General features: G+C 61.7%; 24 protein-coding genes. 8 read left to right on the top strand and 16 right to left on the bottom strand.

What is annotated here, in order from left to right:
* The first annotated feature begins 85 nt into the window (after positions 1-85).
* On the top strand, positions 86-496 hold the full coding sequence (locus JIN84_RS07505; RefSeq protein ID WP_200350414.1) for an acyl-CoA thioesterase: 411 nt from the start codon (positions 86-88) through the stop codon (positions 494-496).
* 13 nt (positions 497-509) lie between these two features.
* On the opposite strand, the gene JIN84_RS07500 is transcribed toward JIN84_RS07505, so the two are convergent.
* The 3 genes from JIN84_RS07500 to JIN84_RS07490 are packed head-to-tail and all read right to left on the bottom strand — an operon-like array spanning position 510 to position 3,946.
* Positions 510-917 carry a type II toxin-antitoxin system VapC family toxin gene (locus tag JIN84_RS07500; RefSeq protein ID WP_200350413.1) on the bottom strand — a complete coding sequence of 136 codons (408 nt, stop codon included), beginning with the start codon at positions 915-917 and terminating at the stop codon, positions 510-512.
* 18 nt (positions 918-935) lie between these two features.
* Complete coding sequence (locus JIN84_RS07495; RefSeq protein ID WP_200350412.1) at positions 936-1,190, bottom strand: type II toxin-antitoxin system Phd/YefM family antitoxin; 255 nt, start codon at positions 1,188-1,190, stop codon at positions 936-938.
* A 53-nt stretch (positions 1,191-1,243) separates the two neighbouring features.
* On the bottom strand, positions 1,244-3,946 hold the full coding sequence (locus tag JIN84_RS07490; protein ID WP_200350411.1) for a DEAD/DEAH box helicase: 2,703 nt from the start codon (positions 3,944-3,946) through the stop codon (positions 1,244-1,246).
* A gap of 109 nt (positions 3,947-4,055) precedes the next feature.
* On the opposite strand from JIN84_RS07490, the gene holA reads away from it, so the two are divergent.
* From holA to JIN84_RS07470, 4 genes are all read left to right on the top strand, one after another.
* Positions 4,056-5,207 (top strand): DNA polymerase III subunit delta, encoded by a 1,152-nt coding sequence (gene holA, locus JIN84_RS07485; RefSeq protein ID WP_200350410.1) that lies wholly within the window; start codon positions 4,056-4,058, stop codon positions 5,205-5,207.
* A 140-nt stretch (positions 5,208-5,347) separates the two neighbouring features.
* A complete protein-coding gene (locus JIN84_RS07480; RefSeq protein WP_200350409.1) occupies positions 5,348-6,529 on the top strand; it encodes a S1 family peptidase in 1,182 nt (393 codons plus the stop codon).
* Positions 6,530-6,536: 7 nt separating this feature from the next.
* Positions 6,537-7,673: a hypothetical protein gene (locus JIN84_RS07475; protein ID WP_200350408.1), complete on the top strand. Its 1,137-nt coding sequence runs from the start codon at positions 6,537-6,539 to the stop codon at positions 7,671-7,673.
* A 94-nt stretch (positions 7,674-7,767) separates the two neighbouring features.
* On the top strand, positions 7,768-9,030 hold the full coding sequence (locus tag JIN84_RS07470; protein ID WP_200350407.1) for an MFS transporter: 1,263 nt from the start codon (positions 7,768-7,770) through the stop codon (positions 9,028-9,030).
* A gap of 33 nt (positions 9,031-9,063) precedes the next feature.
* Here JIN84_RS07470 and JIN84_RS07465 read toward each other — a convergent pair whose 3' ends face one another.
* The 9 genes from JIN84_RS07465 to JIN84_RS07425 form a co-directional block, all read right to left on the bottom strand.
* Entirely contained in the window at positions 9,064-9,489 is a 426-nt protein-coding gene (locus JIN84_RS07465; protein ID WP_200350406.1) for a hypothetical protein, read from the bottom strand.
* Complete coding sequence (locus JIN84_RS07460) at positions 9,486-10,151, bottom strand: MotA/TolQ/ExbB proton channel family protein (RefSeq protein WP_200350405.1); 666 nt, start codon at positions 10,149-10,151, stop codon at positions 9,486-9,488. The genes JIN84_RS07465 and JIN84_RS07460 overlap by 4 nt, the downstream gene beginning before the upstream one ends.
* A gap of 6 nt (positions 10,152-10,157) precedes the next feature.
* Entirely contained in the window at positions 10,158-10,757 is a 600-nt protein-coding gene (locus JIN84_RS07455; protein ID WP_200350404.1) for an energy transducer TonB, read from the bottom strand.
* 97 nt (positions 10,758-10,854) lie between these two features.
* The gene (locus tag JIN84_RS07450; protein ID WP_200350403.1) at positions 10,855-13,782 is read right to left on the bottom strand and encodes a beta strand repeat-containing protein; all 2,928 of its coding nucleotides are present in this window, start codon (positions 13,780-13,782) and stop codon (positions 10,855-10,857) included.
* 250 nt (positions 13,783-14,032) lie between these two features.
* Complete coding sequence (locus JIN84_RS07445) at positions 14,033-14,242, bottom strand: SHOCT domain-containing protein (RefSeq protein ID WP_200350402.1); 210 nt, start codon at positions 14,240-14,242, stop codon at positions 14,033-14,035.
* A 40-nt stretch (positions 14,243-14,282) separates the two neighbouring features.
* Positions 14,283-15,668 (bottom strand): UDP-N-acetylmuramate:L-alanyl-gamma-D-glutamyl-meso-diaminopimelate ligase, encoded by a 1,386-nt coding sequence (mpl, locus tag JIN84_RS07440; protein WP_200350401.1) that lies wholly within the window; start codon positions 15,666-15,668, stop codon positions 14,283-14,285.
* Between the two features lie 217 nt (positions 15,669-15,885).
* Positions 15,886-18,060, bottom strand: a complete 2,175-nt coding sequence (locus JIN84_RS07435) for a PQQ-dependent sugar dehydrogenase (protein ID WP_200350400.1) — start codon at positions 18,058-18,060, stop codon at positions 15,886-15,888.
* 204 nt (positions 18,061-18,264) lie between these two features.
* The gene (locus JIN84_RS07430; protein WP_200350399.1) at positions 18,265-19,353 is read right to left on the bottom strand and encodes a hypothetical protein; all 1,089 of its coding nucleotides are present in this window, start codon (positions 19,351-19,353) and stop codon (positions 18,265-18,267) included.
* Between the two features lie 38 nt (positions 19,354-19,391).
* Complete coding sequence (locus tag JIN84_RS07425) at positions 19,392-20,753, bottom strand: MBL fold metallo-hydrolase (RefSeq protein WP_200350398.1); 1,362 nt, start codon at positions 20,751-20,753, stop codon at positions 19,392-19,394.
* A gap of 180 nt (positions 20,754-20,933) precedes the next feature.
* On the opposite strand from JIN84_RS07425, the gene JIN84_RS07420 reads away from it, so the two are divergent.
* Complete coding sequence (locus tag JIN84_RS07420) at positions 20,934-22,118, top strand: BaiN/RdsA family NAD(P)/FAD-dependent oxidoreductase (RefSeq protein WP_200350397.1); 1,185 nt, start codon at positions 20,934-20,936, stop codon at positions 22,116-22,118.
* Here the strand turns inward: JIN84_RS07420 and JIN84_RS07415 are convergent.
* A complete protein-coding gene (locus tag JIN84_RS07415) occupies positions 22,110-22,796 on the bottom strand; it encodes a hypothetical protein (RefSeq protein WP_200350396.1) in 687 nt (228 codons plus the stop codon). The two genes, JIN84_RS07420 and JIN84_RS07415, sit on opposite strands and share 9 nt — an antisense overlap.
* Entirely contained in the window at positions 22,760-23,107 is a 348-nt protein-coding gene (locus JIN84_RS07410; protein WP_200350395.1) for a hypothetical protein, read from the bottom strand. The genes JIN84_RS07415 and JIN84_RS07410 overlap by 37 nt, the downstream gene beginning before the upstream one ends.
* Between JIN84_RS07410 and JIN84_RS07405 the strand changes: the two genes are divergently transcribed.
* Positions 23,106-23,507 (top strand): hypothetical protein, encoded by a 402-nt coding sequence (locus JIN84_RS07405; RefSeq protein ID WP_200350394.1) that lies wholly within the window; start codon positions 23,106-23,108, stop codon positions 23,505-23,507. The genes JIN84_RS07410 and JIN84_RS07405 overlap by 2 nt on opposite strands.
* A 66-nt stretch (positions 23,508-23,573) precedes the next feature.
* Positions 23,574-24,215, top strand: coding sequence for an RNA polymerase sigma factor (locus JIN84_RS07400; RefSeq protein WP_234043261.1), 642 nt, complete (start codon positions 23,574-23,576; stop codon positions 24,213-24,215).
* Positions 24,216-24,292: 77 nt separating this feature from the next.
* Here JIN84_RS07400 and JIN84_RS07395 read toward each other — a convergent pair whose 3' ends face one another.
* Positions 24,293-24,625: a hypothetical protein gene (locus JIN84_RS07395; RefSeq protein ID WP_200350393.1), complete on the bottom strand. Its 333-nt coding sequence runs from the start codon at positions 24,623-24,625 to the stop codon at positions 24,293-24,295.
* Between the two features lie 13 nt (positions 24,626-24,638).
* The gene (locus tag JIN84_RS07390; protein WP_200350392.1) at positions 24,639-26,315 is read right to left on the bottom strand and encodes a putative manganese-dependent inorganic diphosphatase; all 1,677 of its coding nucleotides are present in this window, start codon (positions 26,313-26,315) and stop codon (positions 24,639-24,641) included.
* Positions 26,316-26,321 lie beyond the last annotated feature (6 nt).

Below are 26,321 nucleotides of genomic sequence, written 5' to 3'. Positions count from 1 at the left end.
TCCATTCGCACTGAGATAACGCCATCCCTACGCCTTGTCACAAGCGAACATTGCAGATCCGGGCCGGTTCGGCCAGATTCAACCCATGCCAGACAGCGCCCCGACCCTCGAAACCCGTGAAGAAGTGATGTTTTTCGATACCGACTGCGGCCAGGTCGTCCACAACATCGCCTACCTGCGGATGATCGAGACCTGCCGCACCCGTCTCGCCGCGAAGCTGGGCATGGATCTCCCGTCCATGCTCGAAACCCACATTTTCCCCGTCGTCACCCGCACCGAGATCGACTACAAGCGCCCGGCGAAGCTCGGCGACTGGCTGACGATCCGCGGCACGCTCGGCGAGGTCTCCCGCGCCCGCTTCTGGTGTGGGTTTGAAATGATCCGCGAGTCCGACGGCGCGCTGCTCGTCACCGCCCGGCAATCACTCGCCCTCGTGAAAATGCCGGAGGGCAAACCGCTGAGAATGCCTGCGGATTGGCTGGAGAGATGGGGGTGAGTTTCACGGGCGATCAGGATTTGCGTGAGGCGATGCTCGCCACATGCGGGTATTTGAGGATTTTGGAATCCGAGGTCACGACCTTCAGCCCATGGACACGGGCGGTCGCGACGATGATCTGGTCGGCGGGATCCTTGTGTTCCCATGCAGGGAGACGGGTGGCGTCGATCGACACATCCGGCGTGATTTGCAAAACCCGCACCCGGCCTTCCGGCAGGGCGAGCTGGAACCATTTGGCCAGCGCCACCCCGAAAATGAGCTCTCCTTCGGCCTCCTTGCGAGAAACTTCGAGGAGGCTGATGGCCGAAACATGGAGCACGCTTTCCTCCGACAGAAGCTTCCTTACGGAGGGTTTCAACAGCTCAGGGGCGGCGAACGCATCCAGCCACGCACAGGTATCCAGCAAATAATTCGCACTCATATGCGTGAGCGGGGCGTGTCAACTTTCCCAATCGGAAGCCTCCCAGGCGGAGGCCGAGGCATCGTAGCCAGGCCCATAGGCGACCATTCCCCTGCCACTGCCCATCCAGCTTGCCAGATCCGGGGGGGACACTTCCCGGAGGACGGTTTGAACCACCGCCACTTTTTTGCCGTGGCGTGTGAGCTCTATGATCGTGTCGCCCTTTTCCACGCCGCGGATCTCCTCGGTGCAGTGCGCCTTGAACTCGGAGATGCTGAGTTGCTTGGTGACCATGGAGGCTAATGTAAAATGACCAGAAATTTAGTCAAATTCATTTGATCCGCCTTTCAGGAGTCCAACAACGCCCTCACCGTCTCCGCGTCGAGCCTGTTGGAAATGTCCGCGTCCGCGAGGATGCCGGAGGCGAGCTTGCCCTTTGCCTGCTGCATCTGGTGAATGCGCTCCTCCACCGTCTCCTGACAAAGCAGCTTGTGGACGAAGACCGGCTTGTTCTGCCCGATGCGGTAGGCCCGGTCCGTGGCCTGGGCCTCGGCGGCCGGATTCCACCATGGGTCGTAATGGATTACGGTGTCGGCGGCGGTCAGGTTGAGGCCGGTGCCTCCCGCCTTCAGCGAAATGAGGAAAACGGGCGACTTTCCGTTCTGGAAATCCTCGACGAGTTTTCCCCGGTCTTTCGAGGCGCCCGTGAGTTTCAAATAGGAAATCTTCTCCTTCACCAGATGGGCTTCGATCAAGGACAGCATCGTCGTGAATTGCGAGAACAGCAGGATTCGCCGGCCTTCCTCGATCAATACCGCCAGCAGTTCGGTGAGGAAATCCAGCTTCGCGGAGTCCACCACATCATGCTCGTAGTCTTCCGGCAGGAGCTTGGGGTGGCAGCAGATCTGGCGGAGTTTCAGCAGCGCGTCCAGGAAGACGATCTGTGACTGCTCCACGCCCCGCGCGGCGATGGCCTCGCGCACCCGCTTGTTCATCGTGGCGCGCACCGTCTCGTAAAGGTCCTTCTGGCCGGTGTTCAGCTCGATGAGGTGGACCAGTTCGGTTTTCGGCGGCAGTTCTTTCGCGACCTGGTCTTTCGTCCGGCGCAGGATCAAGGGCGCGACCCGCGATTTCAGCACGGCATTCCGCTCCTGGTCGCCGTCTTTTTCGATGGGGGTGCGGAAGCGTTTGTTGAATGCGTCTTCCGAGCCGAGGAAGCCCGGAACGAGGAAATTCATCAGGCTCCACAACTCGCCGAGGTGGTTTTCGATGGGGGTGCCGGACAGGCAGAGCCGGTTGCGGGAGTCGAGCTTGCAGGCGGCCTGCGCCATCTTCGAGCGCGGGTTCTTGATGTATTGCGCCTCGTCCAGCACCACGAGATGGAAGGGCACCGTCGCCAGCTTGTCGATGTCGCGCTGGAGCAGGGCGAACGAGGTGAGGACCAGATCCGCATGGGGAATGGAGCGGAAGTATTTTTTCCGATCCGCACCCTGCAGGACGAGAACCCGCAGTTCCGGGGTGAACTTGAGCGCTTCCGCCCGCCAGTTCGGGACGACCGAGGTGGGGGCCACGACCAGCACCGGCAGACCACGCGAATGGCCGGATTTCTTTTCCGTCAGGATGTGGGTGAGGGTTTGCAGGGTTTTCCCGAGACCCATGTCGTCCGCCAAAATACCGTGCAACCCGTGTCGTGCGAGAAACTGCATCCAGTGGAATCCCGCCAGCTGGTAGTCGCGCAAGGTCGCTTGCAGGCCAGTCGCCGGGGGGACCGGATCGATTCCGGAAAAATCCCGCACCTTGTCCGCCAGCTCCTTCAGATCCGGAGGGGTGTCGATTCCCAAGCCTTCCAGTCCCGCCAGAGACGCCGCGTCCAGCGCGTGAAGCCGTGCCTTGTCAGGGAACTTGGGATCGATCAGCGCGGCGAGGTGTTGCAGGATCTTGCGCACGCGGCCGATGGGCAGTTTCAGAGCGTCGCCGTCCGGAAGGGGAGCGTAGATGTGGCCGTTGTTCGGGCGATCCAGCGTTTCCTCCAGGAAATCGTTTTCCAGCAATCCGGCCAGGATCGGCAGCAGGTCGTAGCGCTCGCCGCCCACGTCGAACCCCACGGAAAGGCTGAACCACCCGCCGTCGCCTGCGGAAAGCGAGCTGTTCCATTTTCCGGGATCCGCCTCGTGCACGCGGTGGCCCACGTTGTCGGAGACGCGCACCGTCCAGCCGAGTGATTCGAGCCGTTCGACCATTTCGCCGCGGAACTGGTGCCAGAAGGCGTCCGTTTCGATCCGGCTGGGATCGGGAAACCAGCGGTCCGGTCCCTTGCTGTGGGACTCCTCGCGGGACTTGAGGTTCAGCAGGAACCTCCAGGCGGAGTTGGATTGAAGCGATGAAAGTCCGGTGTCGCGGAGCTGTTGCGCGGCGGCGTTTTCCGCCGCGGTGTCGTGCTGGAGGATGGCGGCCTGGCCCTCGTGGGTGATGGTGCTCACCCAGTCCGGGGCGCTCGAGCGCAGCGAACTACGATGTTTGCCGTAGGCAACCGCGGCCTCGGCGATGATCCAGTGATCCACGTTCGGCTGGCCGAGCGACTGGAGCAGCAGGCGGGTGGCCTTGTCCACCGGCTCGCGGGTGACGCGCAGCTCGAACGCCGCATCCAGCCGGACGCGCGGCAGGTCTTCCGGCGGGGCTTTCATCAGCTCGCGGGCGCTCGGGAGAGCGGCGGCGACGGCACCCGCCACCCCGCGGCCGTGAAGGCGCGAGGGATCGCGTTCCTTCGCCGCTTTCGTGAGGATGGCCGCGGCGTGATGACAGAAGCTACCGATGTCGCACGAGCAGAACGTTTCGAATTCCCAGCCACTTCCCGCCTGCCAGAGATTCACCTCCGCGTCGTCCTTCGCCACGGTGCCGAAAAGGCTCACGGAACCCGGTGCGGTTTCTTCCGTCCGCAGGTCTTTCACCTTGCCGACCAACGGGTTCGCCGCGGCGAGGATCTCGTCGTCGAAGCGGTCCTTCCACCGGGAGTCCCCGAGAAACGACGATATGTCAGCGGCTTGTGGCAATCGGCGGGCAGGTTCGGTGATCCGCCTGCCGCGTCAAGCCCCGGTTGGCGAAATACGGGCGGCTTACCCCGCGCTTGCACCGCCCGCCGCATCACTCTAGGAAATCCCCGTGGCTGCCAAACCGAAGACAACTCCCCAGAAATCCGGAAATTTCTTTGCCGTTGTCGGCAGCGACGAGGGGCTGGTCCGGGAGAAGGCGCTCGATCTCTACAACCAGCTCACCGGCGGGGTGGACGATGGATTCACCCACGAGACCATCGACGGCATCGCGGACAATTCCGAGTCCGCCTTTGAAATCTGTTCCTCCACCGTGCAGGCGCTGCTCACGCTGCCGATGTTCGGCGGGGACAAGGTTGTCTGGCTGCGCAATGCCAATTTCTTCGCGGACAATGTCACCGGACGCTCGCAGCGCACCGAGGCCGGCGTGGAAAGCCTGCGTGCCACCTTGGAACGCGGCATCCCGGATGGGGTGAAATTCCTCCTCACCGCCCAAGGCATCGACAAGCGCCGGGGATTCTGGAAATTCATCGAAAAGGCCGCCGACGTCCAGGTCCACGACCGGATCGACACCAGCCGGGACGACTGGCAGGACCAGGTCGCCGCGCTCGTCACCCGGCGCGCGCGCGAGTTGGATCTGAGTTTTCAACCGGACGCGCTGGCTCTTTTCGTGATGCTGGCCGGCGAACAGTCGCAGCAGATCGGCAACGAGCTTGAAAAACTGGATCTCTACCTCGGTACCGGGCGCCGGGAGGTCACCGAGGAGGATGTGCGCGTTCTCGTCCCGCTCAGCCGCGCCGCCGTGGTCTTCGAGATCGGCAAGGCCATCCAGATGGGCAATGCGTCACGCGCCATCCAGCTCATCGACGAGCAGCTCGAAGCCGACGAATCCGCCATCGGAATCATGCGCGCTTCCGTCATCGGCGTCGTAAGGAATCTTTTCATGGCGAAGCTCATCATCGAGAAGCTCAAGGTTCCGACGGGCAACTACAGCGCCTTCTCAGGTGGTCTCAACCGCCTTCCCGAAGCGGACCGCGCGTGGCTGCCTCAGAAAAAGGACGGCTCGGGGGTGAATGTCTTTCCGATTTTCCTCGCCGCCGACAATGCGAAAAATTTCGAACTCGCCGGTCTCCAGCACGTGCTTGAAGCCACGCTAAAGGCCGATCAGGCCCTGGTCACCACCGGTCTCGATCACCGGCTCGTGCTGCACCGGCTGATTGTGGAGATCGCTTCCGCGAGGAAGGCTCCGGTGAGGCGGAGATGAGAGGGCGCGGGAGCCTCACATGATCCGCAACCGCATCCACCGGGTCCCGGTGTGTTAGAAAAAACGATGGGAACAGAACATCGTTGCGTTAAATTTCAAATACGGTTTGCTCCTAGACAGCCGAGTCACCGCATTCCCGCATGAATCCGAAGTTCCTCCTCCCCACGCTGGCATTGTTGGTTTTTTCTTCCGTGAGTGAGGCGGATGAGGCGGATACGGAGCGTCTCAAGCAACTCGACCGTGAGATCGCCGAGCTGGAGGGCGAGAGGGCCAGGCTCCTTGAGACCATGCCCGCGCCGGCGGCGGTCGATTCAGGCGGCCTCTTCGACGCGCAAGGCCAGGTGAATCCGAAAATCACCGACTCGGTGGTCATCATCGAGGGCGATAAATCGGTGGGCACCGGTTTCATCGGATCGGTGGGCGGGAAAAAATATGTTTATACGGCCGCTCACGTCTTTTCAGGGAACAGCAAGCTTTCCGCCCGCAATTCCAGTGGCGCCAGTTTCAGGAAATTCGGTGTCCTGGAGGCCGCCGAAGGAGCGGATCTGGTCAGGATGGAAATCCTGGAGGAGGTGAAAAATTCCCTCGAATTCCGTCCCGCGGAGCCACCATTGCAAATCAACAGGAAGATCGCGGCACTCGGCAACGGCGGCGGCAACGGTGTTGTCTCGGTGGAGCAGGGACTGGTTCTCGGGACCAGCGCGGACAGCCTGGAAATAGACGCCGCCATCATCCAGGGCAACAGCGGCGGGCCGGTGGTGGAGGTCGAGACCGGCAGGGTCGTCGGGCTCGCCACCCACCTCACCCTTTTGCGGAATTCCACGACGAAACGGGATGCCCCTCAGGAGAAGGTGCGCCGGTTCGCCTGCCGGCTCGACAAGGAATGGAAATGGAAGTCCATGAAGATCGGCGCCTTTCTGGAAAGCAGCGAAGCGGTGGATCGATACAAGGCGCTGAACGATGTCTGCCTGGCCATCATGGCGGGATTGCCGGAGTACGGCGGCAGCCGGGTGAGGTCGATCGGCTCCAATGATCCGGCCATTCAGAAGATCCTCAGCGATAACCAGGATCACGAAATGGTGAAGGCGTACCGGAGCATGTTCAACGAGATGCTTGGCGGCAAAAGCGATCCCAGCACCATGGAGATCAGGAGAAGATTCGGAATTCTGGTCTCGACCCTGATTTCGCGGGCCATCCAGTCGGAGAATTCCCTGAAACCGGAGACCTACGCATGGTTCCACCGCGACCGCGCCATGAAGGCGATCGTGGAGCGCAAGGAGTGTCTCGTGGAATTGAACCGGGAGTTGCAGAAACTGAAGTAAACGGGCCATGAAACAGAATCAGCTTATCTCGACATTGGGGCTTTTGGTTTGCACGGCGGCTTGTGCCATGGCGGATGACGCGACGAGCCAGCGCATCAGGGAACTGGACCTGAAGATCGCCGCGCTGAAAAGCGAGAGGGCGGGAATATTGGCGAAAAACCCCGCTCCCGTGCCTCAGGAGGCAGGCGGTATTCTTGACGCGCAGGGACAGGTCGGTCCCCGGATCTCGAATGCCGTCCTTTACATCAAGGGAGATCAATCGGCGGGTACCGGATTCGTCGGCTCAAGTGGCGGCAAAACCTATGTCTATACCACCGCCGGCGTTTTGATGGGGAACACAAGGCTGGTGATCCAGAACTCCGCGGGAGTCAGCTTCAAGAAATTCGGAAATCTCGAGGCTGCGGAAAATGTGGATGCCGTCCGGATGGAGATCACCGAGGAGGTGAAGGATTTTCTCGATTTTTATCCCGGCCAACCGCCGTTGCGGATCAATCAGAAGATCGCGGCCATCGGGGCGGGTGGAGAAAATGCCGCGGTCACGGTGAGGAATGGCCTGGTGCTTGGAACCAGTGCCGAAACCCTGGAGGTGGATGCTGAGAACAACAAGGATAACAACGGCGGGCCGATCCTGGATGTGGCCACAGGCAAGGTGGTGGGATTGGCAAGCTACATGAGCGACGAACAGGACAGCGTGTGGTCCGAAGGCACCCGCCAGGGACAGGCCCGCCGCTTCGCCTGCCGGCTTGACCGGGATCTCAAATGGAAAACGATGAAAATCGGCCAGTTCCTGGCGGACGGAAAAGCCTTGTTGGATTATCAAACCGAAACATTGGTATGCGGGTTGGTAGGCCGCAGGGTGAGATTCGGTATCACGGGGGAGGAGACCGAGCTGTACCTGAAGAACCGTGAACACCCTCTGGTGAAAGCCTATTCCGAGATGAATCTGGGGGGGGGCGGACCAAGGGGAACCGCCGCCACGGCTGAAATCCAGAAAAAGCGCCAGAGTATGCTCGCGATGGCGTATACGCGGGCGGTCCGTTCCAAAGACTCGCTGAAGCCGGAAACATACGCGTGGTTCCACAGGGTCCGCGCCAAGAAGTCCATCGAATGGCGGGAAAAGTGTATCGAGATGTTGGGCCGATAAGATGAGCTGGCAAGGGGAGGCGTGACCTGTCCGTTTCCTGGTCCTATTTTTTGCTCGCCGGAGGATGCCTGGAGACCAATTACATGGGGAACCCATGAACCCTACGCCACATTCCACACAGGAAATCCAACATCTGCGTGACCTGTCTCCCGAGCAACGCCGCTCCGGTCTGGCGGCCTGGTTGGGCTGGCTTTTCGATGGCCTGGACATGCATCTTTACACACTGGTGGCGACGGCGTTTGTCGCGCAGTTGCTGGTCACGGGCGAGAGTGACCCGGAGGTCGGGAAAAAGGCGTCGATCATCCAGGCGGCGTTCCTTGTCGGCTGGGCTCTCGGTGGTGGTTTCTTCGGCCGGGTGGCGGATCTCATCGGGCGGAGCCGGGCGCTGGTGCTGACGATCCTCACCTACGCGTGTTTCACCGGACTGTCGTATTTTTCCACCGAGTGGTGGCACCTGCTGGTCTTCCGCTTCCTCGCGGCGCTCGGCATCGGTGGCGAGTGGGCGGTGGGAGCCTCGCTCCTGTCGGAAACGTGGCCGAAGCGGTGGCGTCCGTGGATCGCGGCGACGCTCCAGAGCGCGGTGAACTGCGGGATCCTGCTGGCCTGTCTCGCGGGAGCCCTGTTGAAAGGACATCCGCCGCAGTGGATTTTCCTGGTGGGCGTCCTGCCCGCGTTCATCACGTTGTGGATACGCCGTGCGGTGCCGGAGACCGAGGAGTGGAGCGAGGCGAGGAAGGACCTGCCCGCACCCAGAATCCGTGAGCTTTTCGGGCCGGAGGTAAGGAGCGTCACGTGGCGGGTGATGTTGATCTGCGCGGTCTCCCTCACGGCGCACTGGACGTTCATGTTCTGGCAGCAGAGCTACATCCGGAGCCTGCCGGAAGTGGGAACCGCGAAAGCGGCGAAGGATGGCGCGACGGTGATGGCGCTGCTGTGGATCATGGTCGGATCGCTGGTGGGAAATTTCGTGGCCGGAGCACTTGCGGTGAAGATGGGTTACGGCAGGGCCATCGCGCTGATGTTGGGCGGTTATTTCGTGGTGATGTGGTATACCTTCTCCGGCACGCATGGCTTGTCGGTGACGTATGCATTGTTCGCCGTGATCGGGCTGATGCAGGGTTGCTTCGGACTTTTCACCATGTGCCTGCCGCCGCTGTTCCCGGTTCTGCTACGGAGCACGGGCGCGGGGTTCTGTTATAACATTGGCCGCATTCTCTCGGCGGTGGGCGTGGTGTTCTTCGGGATTTTCAACAAGGTCCAGGGCGACTTCGCCGGAGTGTTGCTGACGGCGTCCTGGCTCTTCATCCCGGCGGCGGCCTTCGCCTTGATGCTGCCCTCGCAGGTTGAGGAGAGATGATTTTGGGAATGGAACCAGCTTGATTCCCGGAAATCACCGGACTTCGGCCTGCTTGATCCGCACGATGGCTTCATCGAGGCGGCGGCGGGTGGCGATGAGATCGTTTTCCAGTTCCCTGATGCGGGAGTCACGGTCGGCGAGCGAGTTTTTCCATGTCTCCACTTGTTCGGTGGCGGTGGCGAGCTGGCTTTCCATCACGGTGGCGGCGCTGCTTTTCTGTGCCTTGGCGGCGGCGAGCCGGGTGGCTTCGAAGGATTGTTTCAGCACGGCGATGTCGCGTTCCAGGGTGTCCGAGTGCCTTTTTTCCGTTTTCGCGGAGTCCTGGGCCGCCGCGAGTTCGGAGCGGAGCTGGGTCGCGGCATCGGCGTCGCGGCTTTCTTTCGCCCATTGGGTGAAAACGACCCCTGCGAGAAACAGGCAGCCGATGGCGTTGAGCATGGGAAGCGAGCTGAAATTCATGATCCGTGTTTGTTCGGACTGGAGGTGATGTTTCCCAGCCGGTGACCGTTTTTTCCTGCGGCGAGGACGAGCAGTTCGGTGTGGTTGATCCAATGCGCGAGCGATCCGCGGAGCCGGGCGGTGCGCTTGCGGAAGAAATTGTAGGGCAACAGGCAAAGCACCGCGATGGCGATGCCGCAGGCGGTGGCGATGAGCGCCTCGCCGATGCCGCCGGTGACTTTCGTGACGGCAAGCTGGTCTTCGCCGATGCTGGCGAAGGAACCCATCAGGCCGACGACCGTTCCGAACAACCCCAACAAGGGGGCGAGAGTGATGAGCGTGCTGATGACCCAGAGGCGGGCCTCGGATTTTTCCAGCAACTGGCTGGCGTGAAGCTGCATGGCGACGAGCATGGAGGTTTTCGCATGGGTCATGCCGTGGTGGAGATTGGCCAGAAACGGATCGCCGGAGTTTTTCCCGAGTTTCCACGCGGTGGTGAAATCTCCGGTCCGGAGGGCGGCGCGCGCGTTTTCACGTGCCTGCGGATTCATGCCGATCCGCAGGCGGTTCCACCAGACCACCCGGTCCAGGATGGTGCAAAGCGCGAGGAACGAGATGAGGACGATGGGCCACATCACCCAACCGCCTTTCTCCAGGGTCTCGACGACGACGTTTGCGAGCATTGGTGGTCAGGGAAGTTCGAAGACGAGGGGACGGATCAACGCCATGGCCTCACCCGGTGGGAAGGTCCATGTCTTCACGGTGCGGAGGGCCTCCTGATCCAGCAGGGGCCAGCCGGACGAGGTGTAAACGAAGGCGGAAACCACCTTTCCCGCCCCATTCACGGTGAAGCTCATGACGACGGTGCCGGTCTGGCCGGCCGCCCGTGCGGCGGCGGGATAGGCGGGACCGGGCGTGTGGCCGGCGGCGAGGCGGGTATCAATCGACGAGGAGGGAACGGCGCGGCCGGGAGGACGGGGCAACTTGGGAATTTCCGGCAGCGGACTCACGCTTTTCCTCGGTGCCATCGAGGGTGGGGAGGGCAGGGCCGCCTTGGCGGGCATGGTGGTATTTTCCTCCATTTCCTTCGCCCAATCTTCCTCAGGGGACTCGTCCGGGGTGTCGCCGATCAAAAAATCCGACCCGATTTCGGTAGTCATTCCTCCCGCCGCGACGGCTGCCTGCGGAATGGACGAAGGAACTCCAATGGCCACCGCGGCGAGCAAGGTGACACTCGCCCACAGGGCAAGCGTCCCGATGTCGAGCGCGTGGAGGAGTGAGTCCTTCATTGTGAGGACTGACTTCTAACGAGCCGATCTGGCGATGACAAGCCAAGGAGTTGCAGCTCCCTGGCTCATATTGGCAATGGGTGGACCGCCCCTCGGATCAGGCCCTGCGGCGACGGAGGAGCGCCATCAAACCAAGCGCGCCGAGCAGTGCGGTGGTGGGTTCCGGGACGGCGGTGATGGTGATGAAGCGGGTGCCGATGCCGCCATTCTGACCCGCCGTGGTGTCGTCATAGTTGAAGATCCAGTCTCCGCCGCCGAAAGTGTATCCGGTATCGTCCGAGTAGCCTGAGAACAGGCTGCCGGGGGTGAGGCTGTCGTAGGCGAAGAGGGTGAATTTCTCGCCGGGCGTATAGGAATTTCCCGCGAGGTCGTTCAGCACGAGCGTGGCGTTGTTGAGGGTGAGCGTGCCGTTCACATCGAGCGAATCGGCGGTGCCGGTGCCGCCGTCATATTCGAACGAGTAGGTTCCCGCCACCGTCACGCTGCCATTCACGATCAGCCCTCCGATGGAGGAACCCGGGGCGAGGATGCCGCCGACGGCCACATCCACCGAACCCGTGGTGACGCCGATGCTGCCGCCCGTGCCGCCAAGGGTGGCGCCGGAAGCGACGGTGACCGCGGTGTCCCCGAGCGAGCCGTTCACGAGCAGCGTGCCCGCCTCCACGGCGGTGGGACCGGTGTAGGTGCTGGCGGAGGAAATGGTGAGGGTGCCGGCACCGGTTTTTTTCAACCCTCCCGCCGCGGACTCACTGCCATTGCGGTCGATGAGCGGTGCGGAAATGACGAGATCGGCGGCGCTGCCGCCGGTCGCGTCGGAAACGTTGAATTCCGTGTTCGTATTGAGGTGGACGCCGGAGAACGCGCCCGCCCCTGCCGAAATGGCGGAGGCCGCGCTGCCCCCCACGGTGACGACCGCGTTCGCGTCGAAGCTGTAGGACTGGTAACCCGCCACCGCGCCGCTGACAGTGGAGAGCGTGCCACCGTTCAGGTCCAGCGAGCCGAGGCGGTTGAAAACTCCGCCACCGTTGGTGACCGTGGAGCCGGGGCCGACAACGATGCGGGTGCCGAAGTTCGAAACGGCGCTGCCGAGCGTGTCGCCCGCGTTGAACTGGAGCGTCGAGCCGCCGGTGATGTTGATGACGCGGGAAACCTGGTTGTTTCCGAGGGCGCTGCTGGTGGGATTGTCGGTATTGTTCGAGCGGTTCGCGATCAGCGAGATGCCGCCGCTGATGGTGATGTCTCCGGCGAAGGTGCTGGCTCCCGCAAGCGTGGTGGAGCCTGCCGAGGTGCCGGTGAAAGTCAGCCCGCCGGAAGTGTTGGCGGCCAGGGTGGCGGTGCCGGTGATGGCCCCCGTGTTCCCGCTGCCGCCGCCGACGAGGGCGAAGGTGGGCGCGGAGGTGTAGCCCACCCCGGGATTGGTCATCGTGATGCCGGTGAGGTTGCCGCTGGCGTCGATGTTCGCGACGGCGGTGGCTCCGCTACCGCCACCGCCGGTGATCGTGACGAGAGGAGTGTTGATGAATCCTCCGCCGCTGACACCGAGCCCGGTGGCGGAAACCCCATCTCCGGTGGGTGCGAGCAGGGCCTGGCCGATGGTGACGGCGAAGCCGTTGTTGTCGACAGTGCTGTTGCTGTTAACGAAGGCGCTCGTGAGTCCGGTGAGGAAACCGGCATTCGCCGCCGCCGCCTTGAGCGTGCCGCCGTTGAGGTTCAGTGTTCCGGCTCCCGCGCCCTTGTTCACGGAAAAGGTCGTGACGGTGCCGCCGTTCAGGTTGAACGTTCCGCTGCCGGAAGCGAACCGGCCGAGCTGGATGCCATTGTTCACGGCTGCCATGGTGAGGGTGGCGCTGCCGGAGACGTTGAGGGTTCCGTTGCCGTTTTCTCCCAGCCAGATTCCGGTGTCGCCCGTTCCACTCTGATTGTAGATGGCGGTGCCGCCGAGGTTCATGACGCCACGGCTTCCCGTCCCGGCTCCGTTCGTGACGGCTCCGGCGGAATTCGTGTAGCTTCCCGCGCTCTGGTTGAACACTCCGGTGCCGGTGCCGAGTCCGATGGCGAGGAATCCGCCGACGGATGCCGTGCCGCCGGTCTGGGTGTAGGCTCCGTAGCCACCGGATGAGGTTCCGAGGCCGAGCTGTCTCTTCACCGTGAGGGTCCCGGAAGTGAGGCGGATGTCGCCCGCTCCTCCGGAGGTGGTCCCCGCGCTGATGCTCGCGTCGTAGGCGTTGTTTCCGACATTCGCATTGAAGCTGCCACCGCTGATGAGGAGCTGGGCGTTCGTGACGGCTGAGGTGCCGACGGAGGTGATGCCGATGGGGGTCATCGAACCATTGGTGACGATGTCGGTTTTTCCTGCGGAAATATTGATGGCTCCGAGCGAACCGGTGGCGAAGACGCTCGTTCCGCTGACGATCAAACTACCGGCTCCGGCTTTTGAAACATTGAGGATGGCGCCGGCGTTCGATGCCGCGAGGTTGTTTTTCACCTCCCAATTTCCCGAACCGTCCAGTGCCAGCGTGTGGGTTCCGCTGCCTCCCATTCCGAAGCGGACTTCGGATTCGATGGTTGCGGTGTTGGCGGAGTTGTTCGTCCACGTGTGGGTTTGTCCGCCCGCGCCGCCGAGGGTGATGTTGAAGGCATTCGCCGCATCTCCCAGCTTGAATGCTCCGCTGCCGCTCGCGAGCGTCACATTGTTGATGCGGATCGCCGAGGTCACGGCTCCGGAATCGAGGGTCAGCGAGCTGGTTTGTCCCGAGGTCACATCGAGGTTGATGCCTCCGTTTCCCGAGGTGCCGCCGATGTTGGCGGTGGTGTAGAGAAGTGTCAGCGGACCCGTGACGGAGCCGTCCCATTGTGCCGTGTCGGGAGTGGCCGCACTGGGCAGGGTGTCGCCGGACCAGTTGATGCCTTGGCCGAGATCGGTGCCGGTGCCGCCGGTGCCACCATCCCAGATGCGGGTGGCCGCGTGAAGCTGGGTGGAGGCGGCAAGCGTGAGGAATGAAAGGAGCGATAACTTGTTTTTCATGGGTTTGGGGCGGTGGGAGGAATTCACCCGACAGGTGAAGACCGATCCCGCATTGCAATCCCACGAAGTTTGCGAAAGCAACTCCACTCCACGCTTGCCCCCCTTAATGGGGGCGGCTCCGGCGATGCGGGAGCGGTGAAAATACCCCGGAAGTGGTAGAAAATGAAAAACCCACGGATCGGCTTCACACCGTCCAGGGCTGGTATCCGCTCCTGTTGCCAGGAGTGATGGTGATTCGACGCGGTAACTCTCAGTCGTTGGCCTTGATGATGGCCTTCTTCAACTTGAGGTATTCCTTTTCCGTGATGATGCCGCGCCGGTAGGCGTTGTCCAGGTCGCTGAGCTGCTGGCCGACGCTCGTTTCATTCTTCGTATTGACCTTGGAACTGCTGAAGCAGCTGGTGAGGCCGGCGGACGCGCAGGCGAGCAGGAGGGAGGTGATGACAGGACGGAACTTCATTGATCAGGAGAAATGGCGGTGCTGGGCGGAGTTTGCCAGATCACGCGAGTGAGGCCAAGAGTTTCTGGTGGATGCCGCCGAAGCCGCCATTGCTGAGCACGGCGATGATGTCGCCGGGTTGGGCAAGCTCGCTGACTTTTCCGACGATCGTTTCCACATCCGCGAGATACCACGCCCGGCCGCCGAGGCGGGCGATGTCCGCGGAGAGCCGGTCAGGATCCAGACGATCGTTTTCCGGAATCTTGTGAACGTCGGTCAGGGCCGCGACCACGGCGAAGTCCGCGAGCGCGAGGGATTCCGCGAGTTCGTTTTGGAAAACCGCGCGGCGGGTGGTGTTCGAACGGGGTTCGAAAAGAATCCACAGGCGGGATTCGGGGTGGCGCTGGCGCAGGCTCTGCACCGCGAGGCGGATGGCGGTCGGATGGTGGGCGAAGTCGTCGATGACCTTGATGCCGTTCACCTCGCCCTTGAGTTCCTGGCGTCGGGCGACACCGTCGAAGGATTCCAGACCGTCGCGGATTTCATCGGCGGAAAGCCCGGCGAAGGAGGCGGCGGCGGCGGCCATCGCGGCGTTGCGGACGTTGAACTCGCCGGTCATCCGGATCGAGTAGCCCACACCACCGAGGGTGAACGAGCTACGGTCCGTCTCGTAGTTCAGGTTTTCAATCCGCAGGGAGCAGTTCTCGCCGAAGCCCACGCGGGTGACGGGGCAGGGGGCCTTGTCCGCGACATCGAGGCAGTTCTGCTCGTCCCCATTGATGAAGGCACAGCCTCCGCGCGGGACGATGTTGAGCAGGCGGCGGAACGTCAGCTTGATCTCGTCCAGCGAGTTGTAGATGTCCGCGTGGTCGAATTCCACGTTGTTCACGATGACGCACTCGGGCAGGTAGTGGAGGAATTTCGAGCGCTTGTCGAAGAAGGCGGTGTCATATTCGTCGCCTTCCAGCACGTTGATGTCCGAGTCGGTGAAATGGGCGCCGCAGCCGAGGTTTTTCGGCAATCCGCCGATCATGTAGCCGGGATCGCGGCCCGCGTTCTTGAAAATCCACGTCAGCATGGACGAGGTGGTCGTTTTGCCGTGGGTGCCCGAGACGACGAAATTGCGTTTCCCGCGCAGGAAAAACTCCTTCATCACCTCCGGCAGGGAATGATACAGCAGCTTGCGGTCGAGCGCGGCCTCGGCTTCGGGATTCCCCCGGGAGATGGCGTTGCCGATGATGACGACGTCCGTGTCCGCCGGAATGTTTTCCTCGCGGTAGCCTTCCGTGATGGTGATGCCTTGCCCGCGCAGGAAATCCGACATCGGCGGGTAAACGTTCGCATCCGAACCGGTGACGGTGAACCCGCGTTGTTTCATGGCGGCGGCGACGGCCCCCATGGCCGTGCCACAGATACCGGTGAAGTGAAAATGAGATTTGTCGGACATCGAAGGGCGCGAAGCTATGCGGCGATTTCGGAGCTGCCAATCAGTAATACGGGCGGATTCAAGGTTCCGCATCAGGGTTCCAAAAGATGGAACTGCTCCGGAGGGGCTCCAGAATCCCGATATTCAGCATTGTCATCATAGGCACTGGTTATCAAGCGGCTTGTTCAATGTCACTTGATGAAAGCCGTGGAGTGGGCCCGCCCCTTACTATTGACTGCTACTTTGCCGGGATCCTGAACTTCGCGGTGGTGTAGCCCGGCGCTTCGGCACTGAATTCCCAAGCTCCGCCTTCGGCTCCCGCAGGTTTTGGTGCGAGGGTGATTTTTCCCTCGTTGCTGCCCTTGGTTTCGCTGATGCCTTCTGCCAGGCCGAGGACGGCGCGGAGAATGGTGTCGGCATCTTCGTCCTTGAGGGCGATCTGGGGCGGCATGGGGACTTCGCCCCAGACGCCGCCGCCGCCTGCTTTGACTTTCGCCTTCAGCTTATCGAGGGCGTCGGCCTGGCCGCGATATTTCAGCGCGACGTTCACGTAGGCCGGACCGACGGAGGTGACGTCCACCTGGTGGCAGGCGAGGCAGAGGTTCGAGGTGACGAGGGCGTTGATGGCGGCGGGGAATTGCGGGCCTCCGGCATCGTGGCCGGTCGCGGGGATATAGCGGGCGCGGACGCTCACCTGTGCGGCGTCCGGCGATTTTTCCGCAGTGATCTTGAAACCGACGCTTTCGCCGAAGCCCAGCGATTTCGGGTCGCCATCCAGCGAGAGCTTCAGCTCGGGCGCGGCGGCTTCCTGGGTGAGGGAAATGCGGGCGACGGCGTTCGGACTTTTTCCGTCGGAGGCGACGGCGCGGATCTCGCTGCCGCTGTTCGGCTCGATGGTGATGGATTTCCCGCTGCCGAGCTTGCGCTCGGTCGTGCCGGTGGTGAGCCACCAGGTCACGGTGATGGGATCGTTCTCAGGATCGGTGGCGGACTTGACGGTGTAGGTGAGGGGCTTGTCGGCCACCGCCTCGATCTCGATCTGCGGCGGGCGGTTCGCGGACTCCGGAAGAACGTGGATGAGGCTGCCGTTTTTGTTGAACCACCATTCGGTGCCGTAGTCGAGCAGCCAGATGGAGCCGTCGGCCGCCATTTCCATATCCATCGGGTGCTTGGAGAGGTCGTCGAAGGATTCGAGTCTCACGAGTTTCTCTCCATTGCCGAGTTTGGCCTTCCAGATTTTCGCCCGCACCCAGTCGTAGGTGAGCAGGGTATGGTCGTCGCTCTTGTCGAGGATGTTATACTTTCGGCCGGAGTCGTGGTAGAAGACCGGACCGGCCATCGCATTGCGGCCACCCTTGCCCATGACCGGAAATTCCGGGCTTTCGTCATACGGATACCAGATGAATGCGGACTGGGCGGGTGGCAGGTCGGTGAGTCCGGTGTTGCGGATGCCGGTGTTCTGCGGCTTCGCAGGATCGGTCATGCGGCCGGGCTTGCCGGTGGTGAAGTCCACGATCGGATAAGGCTTGTTATCCCCGACGAGGAACGGCCAACCGAAGTTGCCGGCGGCCTTGGCCTGGTTCACCTCGTCGTGACCGGCGGGGCCTTTGTCCGAAGGTTTTGACGCGTCCGGGCCGACCTCGCCCCAGTAAAGCGTGCTGTTTTTGGGATCGATGGAGATGCGGAACGGATTCCGGCAGCCCATGACATAGATTTCCGGACGGGTCTTCGGGGTGCCTTTCGGAAACAAATTGCCGGGCGGGATGTCGTAGCCGGTTTCGGTCGGTCGGATGCGGAGGATTTTGCCACGCAGGTCGTTCGTGTTCCCGGCGCTGCGCTGGGCGTCCCACGGCAGGCGGTTCTCGCGGTTGTCGATCGGGGCGTAGCCGTCGCTGTCGAAGGGGTTGGTGTTGTCACCGATGCTCAGGTAGAGCAGTCCGTCCGGGCCGAATTGCACGGAACCTCCATGGTGGCAGATGCGGTCGTGACGTTCGGAAGGAACGTCGATGAGAACCAGTTCCGAAGAAACGTCCAGCTTGCCGTCCTTCAGGGTGAAGCGGGACAGGCGGTCCAGCAGTTTTTCCGGGTGGCTGTAGTAGAGGTAGATGCGTTGGTTCTTGGCGAAATCCGGATCGAGCGCGATGCCTTGCAAGCCGTCCTCCACGGCGGAGTTGCTCTTGGGATCGGTCGAACGAAGCGCGGAAACGGTGAGATTGCCGATTTCAAAAACGCCGCCGGTGCCGGGACGGATGCGGAGGAGCTTGCCTTCGCGCTCGACGAGGTAGATGTCGCCATCCGGGGCGACCGTGATGGACATGGGGTCGTGGAATCCCCCGGCGATGGTTTGTTTCTGAAGCGGCGCGGCGTTTGCGGCTGCGAGGGAAAGCAGGACGAGCGGCAGGGTTTTTCGCATGGGTTTCGGGTTTTACGGAAATGGGTTTTCGCGGCTTTCAGAAGATCTTTCCTCAATGAAGAATCATTTCTGGGAACCTCGCGGATGGATTTTTCAATCGCCGATGGATGCGGATCCGCGGATTCGCGTCGTTCTTCCCCAGTCAATCGGCGGAGGGGTGGTTGCAAGGATCCGTCAGCGACCACGGACCGACGCTGCGATGGATCATTCCAAGGTGAAGAGCTCGCCGGGGGCCGGCTTTTTCGGCTCGTCTTCCTTTTCTTCGTTTGCCACCGGAGTTTCGGCTGCAGCGACAGGCTCATCGGCGGCGACGGGTTCCTCGATGGCCGCGACAGACTCCTCGACGGATACGGCCGGCTCTTCAATAACAGAGGCTGGCTCCTCAACGGGAGCAACTGGCTCTGCGGCGGGCGCGATGGATTCCTCCACGACAGCCGCAGCCTCTTCGATGGAAGCAGCCGGTTCTTCCGCCACAGCGGCAGGCTCTTCCTTGGCAGGTTCCGTCAAGTTTTCCAGCGCAGGCAGAAGAGGTGCGGCGATGGCGGCCGCCGCGGCTTTCGCCTTGTTCTGTTCGACAATGCGGAGCACCTCGGCTTTCGCTGCGGCGATGCGGCCGGAATCGGCGACGGGGCCGATTTTTCTGGAGGCGGGGGCGGAGCGGGCGGCGGAACCGGCGTCCGCAAGACGCGCTTCGGCTTTTTCGAGAGCTTCCACCGCGGCGGCTTCACGCTTCCTCATTTCCCCGGCGTAGCGGGTGGAAACGGCGACGGATTCGCGCAGGCGTTCGATCTCGGCTTGGAGATCGGCACTGTCGTCGGGGCGGTTCTGGAGAATGGAGAGCTGCTCGCGGGCTTTGGAGAGTTCGTTTTCGAGGGTGAAGCTGCGGTCCTTCTGGGTCTTGTCCACCTCGTTGGCGCGGCTGTTCAGGTTCCTGATGGTTTCCTGGGATTTTTTGAGATCCGCCTCCAGTGCGGAAATGCGCCTGCCGACGCCATCAAGTTCCTTGCGGGCGGTGTCGAGTTCCGAGGTGGCCGCTTCCAAGGTGGCTTTGGCCACGCTGGACGCCTGGAGGGTTTCCAACTCGGTCTTGGTCGCCTTGTGCGAACTGCGGGATTTCTCCAAAGCGGCTTCCAGATTTTTCACCCGGTCCTGTTTTCCGGCGTCAGCCGCCGGAGCTGCCTTGGCGGTGGCCGCGGGCTTGGAGAAAAGACCGCGCAGCGCCCATCCCAGGCCGAGGCAGACGAGGGCGATGGGTGCGACGAGCGGAAGGGCTTTGAGAAGATTCTCTAACATGGCGGATGGGTTGGGTTTTGGGGAAATGTGGGGAGGAATCAGATCACGTAGTCCACGCCCGGTTCGGGGATGATGACTTTGGTGTTCGGCAGACGGCGCGTGATCTCCTGCTTGAACCACGCCACCGCGCCATCGTCACCATGGACGAGGAAGCATTGTTTCGGTGCGACCTTGAGGATGTAGTTGAGGATTGCCTCGCGGGTCGAGTGGCCGCTGAAGTCGAAGATGCGGGTCTCACAATTCAGTGTGACGGGAGGGTAGGCGGGGTCGAGCACGATGGAGTCGCCCTGTTTCGCCTCGCGGATCTTGCCGCCGGGCGTTTCGGGGTCCGCGTAGCCGACGAAAAACAGACCGTGCTTGGCATTTTCCAAGACCCCCTGGCGCGCGAAATTGTTCGAAACGGTTTTCTCCGACATCATGCCGCTGGAAAGCGCGTAGATGCAGCCGGGGTGGAAGGGGATGGGCCCCTTGCGCTTCTTGCTGCCCGCTTCAAGCTCCATGTCCTTGAGGAAACGGAAATTGGGCAGGTGGCGGCGGGAGGTGGTGCTGAAGCGGTCATAGACCTGCGTCATCTTCGTGCTTAACCCGCCGATGTACACCGGGGTCTTCTTCGGAATGAGGCCCTCTGCCTTGAAGCGGTGGATCATTCCAAGGACTTCCTGGGTTTTCCCCATCGCGAAAACCGGAATGAGCACCGAGCCCTTGCGGCCGATGACGTTTTTAATGGCCTCGGCGAATTCGTTTTCCTCGTTCTTGCGGTCGTATTTCGGGTCGCGGGCCTGCTCGCCCCGTGTGGTTTCCACAATGAGCGCGTCCACTTTCCCCTCCGGAAAGAGCGCGCCTTTTTGAAGGGTGCTGTGCTCGAAGTTCACGTCACCCGTGTAGAAAACCTTTTTATCCTCGCACTCGATGGTCACGCCGACGGAGCCGAGAATGTGGCCCGCATCGTGGAACGTGCCCCGGAAAACACCCTCGGGATCGAGATCGAACGGACGCTCGATGGCGCGGGTTTCAAAGGAATCCTCGATTTCATCCAGCTCGCGATGTTCGAAAAGAGGATATTCGGCGATGCCGTGCTCGATGCGCTTCGCCTGCATGACATTCACCGAGTTATGAAGCATGGCGGTGGCGAGTTCCGCCGTTTCCGGGCTCATGAACACCTTCGCCTGAGGCTGGCCCTGGAGGAAAACGGGCAGCGTGCCGACGTGATCCAGGTGCGAATGGGTGATGATGATGGAGTCCACGGTCCTGCCGTCCAGAAACTCGTAATGGGGGATCGCCTCGCTGCCCTCGTGTTTCGGGTGCATGCCTGCATCCAGCACCACCTGCGCGGTCTTGGTTTTCAACACATAGGAATTCGCACCGATACCGGCGTGGCGACAGAGACTTTTAAATATCATGATTAGGGCGCAAAACAGCGGTAAACACGCGGACCATGGGGGGCTGGCGTCTTTCTGTCAACCCAGCCCGTCGAGGGGCGGGTTTGGCGGGTTTTTCCCTCGGGAGGTCCCGCCGAATCGTTTCCCTGTCCGGATTCTTCGCTGTTCTTCCGGATTTCCCCATCCTAGCCTCCCCGCCACTTGCACACCCACTCCCAACTTGCCGTCATCGGTGGCGGCCCCGCCGGCCTCCGCGCCGCAGAAGTCGCGGCCACCGCAGGCCTGAAGGTCACGCTGTATGACGCCAAGCCGTCCTGCGGCAGGAAATTCCTGGTTGCGGGAAAGGGCGGCCTGAATCTCACCCACGGCGAATCGTTCGACCGTTTCATCACCCGCTACACGGGCCCGGACCAACCGGAGGAAATCTGGGGAAAACTCATTTCCGGATTCGACCCCGCCGCGCTCCGGGCATGGGCGGCGGAGCTGGGGGTGGAAACTTTCCAAGCGACCAGCGGACGGGTTTATCCGAAGGCGCTGAAAGCCGCGCCGCTGCTCCGGCGCTGGATCGAGCGGCTGCGGGGGCTGGGCGTGCGATTGGAAATGAACCACCGCTTGGTTTCTATCGATGCCTCACCGCGGCTTGGATTTTCAAACGGCCACACCGCCACCGCCGATGCCGTCATCCTCGCGCTCGGTGGTGGCTCGTGGACGAAGACCGGCTCGGACGGGGGCTGGGTGCGGATCTTCGAAGAACTCGGGATTTCCCATCACCCGCTCGCTCCGGCGAACTGCGGATGGGAACATGAATGGCCGGAGGAAGTTCTGGCCGCCGCCGAGGGACGTCCCCTGAAGAACATCCATGTCCGTGCCGGAGCACAGACCGCCATTGGCGAACTCATGGTCACCCGCTACGGTCTCGAGGGTGGGGCGATCTACCAACTTGGTACGATCCTCCGGTCTATGGACGAACCCGCGGTTTCCATCGATTTCAAACCCACCTTCACCGAGGAACAGCTCGTCGCGAAAATGGAGTCCGTGCGCCGGGACTTCCTCAAGGAGGCCGCGATTCGCTGGAAACTCAGCGAGCCCGCCGTCGCCATTCTCGGAGAGAAATCCCACCCTGACGCCGCTTCCCTCGCCGGCGAGGTGAAAAACTGCCGTGTTCCACTGACCCGGCCGCGTCCCATTGATGAAGCGATCTCCTCCGCCGGCGGCGTCCTATGGAGCGAGATCGACGGATCGCTCATGTTGAAGAAGCTTCCCGGTGTCTTCCTCGCCGGAGAAATGATCGATTGGGAGGCACCCACCGGAGGCTACCTCATGCAGGGATGTTTCGCCACCGCGACCCATGCGGCGGCGGCGGCGGTGGAGTGGTTGTCAAGGTAGTTCCCGCCCCTCGAGGATCGCCTTGGAAAACGGATCCCCCGCTTCAGCGAACTCGTGCAAGTGGGTCATGGCCAGATCCCGGACCCCCAGTAATGGATTTTCCAACGCAAATTGTAAAACCTGCCATTCGGAAAATCGTTCGAGCAACTGGGTTGCTTCCTCAAGTGTGGCGGCGGGAAGCCGTTTTTTGTAGTCGGCCCGGATTACGGATTCGAGGTGTTGGATATCCTTGAGGTCCTTATCTCTTCCCGTCGCCAACTTGCTTTGAATCAGATCCAAAGGATCGGGCAGTAATGTGCCGTCACCGCTTGGTGAAGTTCTCGATACGACAGAGTCGAAATCAATCTCTTCGAACTCGTTGGGTCGCCTGAAAATATCAAGTGGGAGATTCAGTCCCAAAATCCGCAACATTCCTGTCTCTTCGGCCGCATGAGCCACTTCCGCACCTGAAATTTCAACCCAGCCTGGAAGTCCATGAATGGTGGTACCTTTTGTTTTCGCGCAGGCGGATTCAACCGCATCGGCCCATTCCTGTGCCGATGAAAGCGGATCGAGCCAAATGTCCGCATCTTGAGTGTGACGGCTGTAACCATGGGCGATCACGGCCAAGCCACCCAATATCACCACCCGATGCTGCCGGGTCAGTTCGTCGATGAAAGATTGAACCGTTTCAGCCATAAGGTCTCGCTTTCAAGAACACGTGCGGAGATTTCCATGTAATCCGCCACGGAGGCGGGATTCTCCAGCCAAGGTACGCTATTATCCGTGATCTTGCTGGGCTCACGCCTGGGACCGCGCGCCGCCGTGTATTTCCTCCGCGCCACACGTGCGGCGAAGTCTTCCTGCAAGCGCCGGATCGACGGATGATACTTCGTGAGTTTCACAACGAGGAGGCTAGCACTCCTTTGGGAAATGGGAAGCTGACAACCGTGTTTTTGCTGAAATTTCAAGATTCCATCCGTTTGACCAGCCGTGATAGCCTCATTCATGGGAAAGGGTTACGAGGCGCATCAGGCGCGGGTCGCCGCATTGCAGGCATTGGGGAAGGATCTGGCGCGGCGTGCGAAGTCGAAATGCGAACTCACGGGTGCCGCCGGTGTCCCGCTGCGCCCTTACGAAGTGCCGCCCGTCGCCGTGGAGCCGGATCTGGAACGGACCTTGCTGGTCAGTGAAGCCTGTCTCGAAGTGCTGGAAAATCCGAAACGCCTGAAAGGCCGTGAATGGCAGTGCCTGGCCGAGACCGTCTGGAGCGAACTGCCCGCGACACAGGTCGTCGCCTGGCGCATGCTGAATCATCTGGCCAAGTCCGAGGACTGGGCGCGGGAGGTCATCGGGGAATTATTTTTGGACGAAGAGGTGGAAACCTGGGCGAAATCCGCCGAGCTTTGAGGAAATGGACCGGCTGGGATCGATTTTCAAACGCAACTTCCACCGCTGGCGGCGGTTGGATGACCCATGTCGTTCGCCAATGTTGCCGAGACACCTTTTTTCCTGAAAATGGAGGCAGATCCCGCACCATCCCTGGCTGACATCAGCGGCATCGATTTCGCGCTCATGGAGCGCATCGCGGCGGGGGATCACGAGGCGTTCCGCCAGCTCGTCGAGCGCCACCAACAGGCGGTCATCGGCACGGTTGCCAAGATGTTGGGGAACGCCTCCGAGTCCGAGGACATCGCGCAGCAGGTGTTCCTGCGAATTTGGCGGAACGCGAAACGCTACCGGCCGGACGCCAAGTTCACGACCTACCTTTACACCATCACGCGGAACCTCGTTTTCAACGAGACCCGCCGCAAGAGCCGCAAGAAGGAAATTTCCTCCGACGAGCGGGAGGAGAACACCAGCCAGCTCATTGAGGCGAATCCCGACCGCCAGCCCGACGCGGAGCTGCTCCAGGCCGAACTACAGGAAGCGGTGGACGCCGCCATCGCCTCGCTGCCGGAAGTCCAGCGCATGGCCGTCGTGCTTCGGCGCTACGAGCAGCTTTCTTACGAGGAGATCGCCACCGTGCTCAATCTGTCCGTTTCCGCGGTGAAGAGTTTGTTGTTTCGCGCGCGGACTTCCCTGCGCGAGGCCTTGAGCGGTTATCTGGCGGAGTAGTTTCAACCGAAGATGACAAGCTCCCGGCGAAGGGCGGCGGAGCACGACGCAAGGGCCAATGCGTGCGGGTAGCCTGGCTATTTTCGGAAAGTGAACAATCTGAGCCGTTCCGGTGCCAAGTCGCGCTCCCGGGCCCAACCCGTGGAACACAGAAAGCGGCGTATTTTCTTTTGCCAGGCAGGAACGCAGGCGATGTGAACGATGATCAAGACAAGAGCAGCGGTTCCAAAAGTGAAATTTCCAAGGGCGATGGCAAATGCCAGCGGCCCGGCAAAGGTGACAGCGACCCACAAACCATAAAGACCGCCCAGTCGGGACGCCTTGTTTCTTTCAGAGCCAGTCATGTGCGCCCAGATCTCACGCACCTCTGGAGACTGGAACGGTGACCAAGGTGTCCCTTCTGCGCTCATGAAGTGTGTAGCCCTACCTGGAAAGCTGGATCGCCTCGCATACCGCCGGGAAAATCTGGCGCTTGCGGCTGACAACACCCGGCGCGTGGAAAAGTGTCTCGTCCATGCGTTCGAAAGGCAGCTTGGAAACGGCGGATTCCTGGCCGATGGCGAGGATCATGCTGTGGTGCAGCGCCACGTCCGTCACCGCGAGGACGGCGAGATCGTATTTCTGGTGGATGAAAAGCTCCCTCAGCGCGGTTTCCAACTCCTCGCGACGTGCCGCGAATCCATGGAGGTCGCGTTCCTCGACCTGGGAAATGCTGACGGAGAGACCTTGCTCGCTGAACTCCTTGCGGTCCGCGTTGAGGATCTCGTCCGGAGTTCCATTGGCGATGAGAGATCCCACGCCGAAGAACTCGTCGGTGAACTTTTTGGGATCCACCCCGGCCACGCCGCTGAGCCAGGTGAGCATCTCACGGTCGAGCAGGGTGGTGGTGGGGGAGGTGAGGCAGAGCGTGTCCGAGACGATCCCCGCGCACAGGCACATCGCCACGCTGGGGGCGGGCATCAGGCCGCGATGGAAGAATTTCCGGCCGACGAGCGTGCAGGTCGAGCCGACGGGTTCGTTGAGATAGCGGATCGGCTCGCGGGAAACCAGGTCCCCGGCGAGGCGGTGGTGGTCGATGACCTCGGTGATCTCCGCTTCCTCGATGCCGTTGACGGCCTGCGCGTATTCATTGTGATCCACCAGCGCGAGCCGGATGCGCGGTGGATCGACGAGGTCGGACTTCGAAAGGACGCCGATCATTTTTCCGCCCGTGTGCTCGACCACCGGAAACAAATCCTGGTCGACTGTGGACAGGCGTTTCCGCAGGCGGGAAACCGGCTCGGTGGCTCCCACGGTGAGGAAATTTTTCTCCATCACGTGGCGGACCGTGCGGGAGCACCGGATGAGGGTGGAAGCGCTGGCGGTGTCCTGATGGCAGCGCAGCACGACCACTCCCTTGCGGGCCGCGTAGGCGAGTATTTCTCCGGAAACCGGATTGCCACCCGTCACGAACAACGCGCGGGCTCCGTGATCGATGGCATAGCGCTGGACGATCGGCCGGTCGCCGCAGATGACGAGGAATTTGCCGACATTTCCTTCCGCGACCGCCTGCTTGAGACGTTTGTCCACGGTGGTTTGGGACGAGGCGCCGACGAGCAGGATCAGATCCTCCTCGAATTCGGATGGCGGCAGCAGCGCGCCGAGGCTTTCCGCATTGAGGGTATCCGCCAGTTTGGCGAGGGAGACATGGACCGTCCGCACGCTCAGGCCTTCCGTGTCGGCGGGCAGCAGGAGCTTGAGGAGATCGAAATACCGCAGGATGCCCACCAGGTTGCCTTCGTCATCCTCCACCGGCACGCAACGGATTTCGGCAGCGAGCATGCGGCGGTATGCCGTGAGGAAGGTGTCCGAGACGCTCACCTTGATGATCTTGCGGTGACAGATCATGCCGGAATTCACCCGTACGTCCGTGAGCATCATCGGCGCATCCAGCCCGGCGCGTTCCAGAACCCACTTCGTCCGTTGGGAAATCTCACCACAGCGTGCCGCCAGCGCGTTCGGTTCCTCGCCCACGGCTCGGAGGAGTGAGGCGTAGCCGATTGCCGAGCAAATGGCGTCGGTGTCCGGATTTTTATGACCGATGACGTAGAAAGCAGGCATGTGGGG

The sequence above is a fragment of the Luteolibacter yonseiensis genome (assembly GCF_016595465.1).
Classification (GTDB): domain Bacteria; phylum Verrucomicrobiota; class Verrucomicrobiia; order Verrucomicrobiales; family Akkermansiaceae; genus Luteolibacter; species Luteolibacter yonseiensis.
Note: the sequence above shows the minus strand (reverse complement) of the source record. Positions and strands in the feature narration are given on the sequence as shown.

What these genes read in the sequence shown, in the direction of transcription:
- JIN84_RS07505 (WP_200350414.1), top strand. Translation starts at nt 86, where the DNA reads ATGCCAGACAGCGCCCCGACCCTCGAAACCCGTGAAGAAGTGATGTTT.
- JIN84_RS07500 (WP_200350413.1), bottom strand. Translation starts at nt 917, where the DNA reads ATGAGTGCGAATTATTTGCTGGATACCTGTGCGTGGCTGGATGCGTTC.
- JIN84_RS07495 (WP_200350412.1), bottom strand. Translation starts at nt 1,190, where the DNA reads ATGGTCACCAAGCAACTCAGCATCTCCGAGTTCAAGGCGCACTGCACC.
- JIN84_RS07480 (WP_200350409.1), top strand. Translation starts at nt 5,348, where the DNA reads ATGAATCCGAAGTTCCTCCTCCCCACGCTGGCATTGTTGGTTTTTTCT.
- JIN84_RS07475 (WP_200350408.1), top strand. Translation starts at nt 6,537, where the DNA reads ATGAAACAGAATCAGCTTATCTCGACATTGGGGCTTTTGGTTTGCACG.
- JIN84_RS07470 (WP_200350407.1), top strand. Translation starts at nt 7,768, where the DNA reads ATGAACCCTACGCCACATTCCACACAGGAAATCCAACATCTGCGTGAC.
- JIN84_RS07465 (WP_200350406.1), bottom strand. Translation starts at nt 9,489, where the DNA reads ATGAATTTCAGCTCGCTTCCCATGCTCAACGCCATCGGCTGCCTGTTT.
- JIN84_RS07460 (WP_200350405.1), bottom strand. Translation starts at nt 10,151, where the DNA reads ATGCTCGCAAACGTCGTCGTCGAGACCCTGGAGAAAGGCGGTTGGGTG.
- JIN84_RS07455 (WP_200350404.1), bottom strand. Translation starts at nt 10,757, where the DNA reads ATGAAGGACTCACTCCTCCACGCGCTCGACATCGGGACGCTTGCCCTG.
- JIN84_RS07450 (WP_200350403.1), bottom strand. Translation starts at nt 13,782, where the DNA reads ATGAAAAACAAGTTATCGCTCCTTTCATTCCTCACGCTTGCCGCCTCC.
- JIN84_RS07445 (WP_200350402.1), bottom strand. Translation starts at nt 14,242, where the DNA reads ATGAAGTTCCGTCCTGTCATCACCTCCCTCCTGCTCGCCTGCGCGTCC.
- mpl (WP_200350401.1), bottom strand. Translation starts at nt 15,668, where the DNA reads ATGTCCGACAAATCTCATTTTCACTTCACCGGTATCTGTGGCACGGCC.
- JIN84_RS07435 (WP_200350400.1), bottom strand. Translation starts at nt 18,060, where the DNA reads ATGCGAAAAACCCTGCCGCTCGTCCTGCTTTCCCTCGCAGCCGCAAAC.
- JIN84_RS07430 (WP_200350399.1), bottom strand. Translation starts at nt 19,353, where the DNA reads ATGTTAGAGAATCTTCTCAAAGCCCTTCCGCTCGTCGCACCCATCGCC.
- JIN84_RS07425 (WP_200350398.1), bottom strand. Translation starts at nt 20,753, where the DNA reads ATGATATTTAAAAGTCTCTGTCGCCACGCCGGTATCGGTGCGAATTCC.
- JIN84_RS07415 (WP_200350396.1), bottom strand. Translation starts at nt 22,796, where the DNA reads ATGGCTGAAACGGTTCAATCTTTCATCGACGAACTGACCCGGCAGCAT.
- JIN84_RS07405 (WP_200350394.1), top strand. Translation starts at nt 23,106, where the DNA reads ATGGGAAAGGGTTACGAGGCGCATCAGGCGCGGGTCGCCGCATTGCAG.
- JIN84_RS07410 (WP_200350395.1), bottom strand. Translation starts at nt 23,107, where the DNA reads ATGAATGAGGCTATCACGGCTGGTCAAACGGATGGAATCTTGAAATTT.
- JIN84_RS07400 (WP_234043261.1), top strand. Translation starts at nt 23,574, where the DNA reads ATGTCGTTCGCCAATGTTGCCGAGACACCTTTTTTCCTGAAAATGGAG.
- JIN84_RS07395 (WP_200350393.1), bottom strand. Translation starts at nt 24,625, where the DNA reads ATGAGCGCAGAAGGGACACCTTGGTCACCGTTCCAGTCTCCAGAGGTG.
- JIN84_RS07390 (WP_200350392.1), bottom strand. Translation starts at nt 26,315, where the DNA reads ATGCCTGCTTTCTACGTCATCGGTCATAAAAATCCGGACACCGACGCC.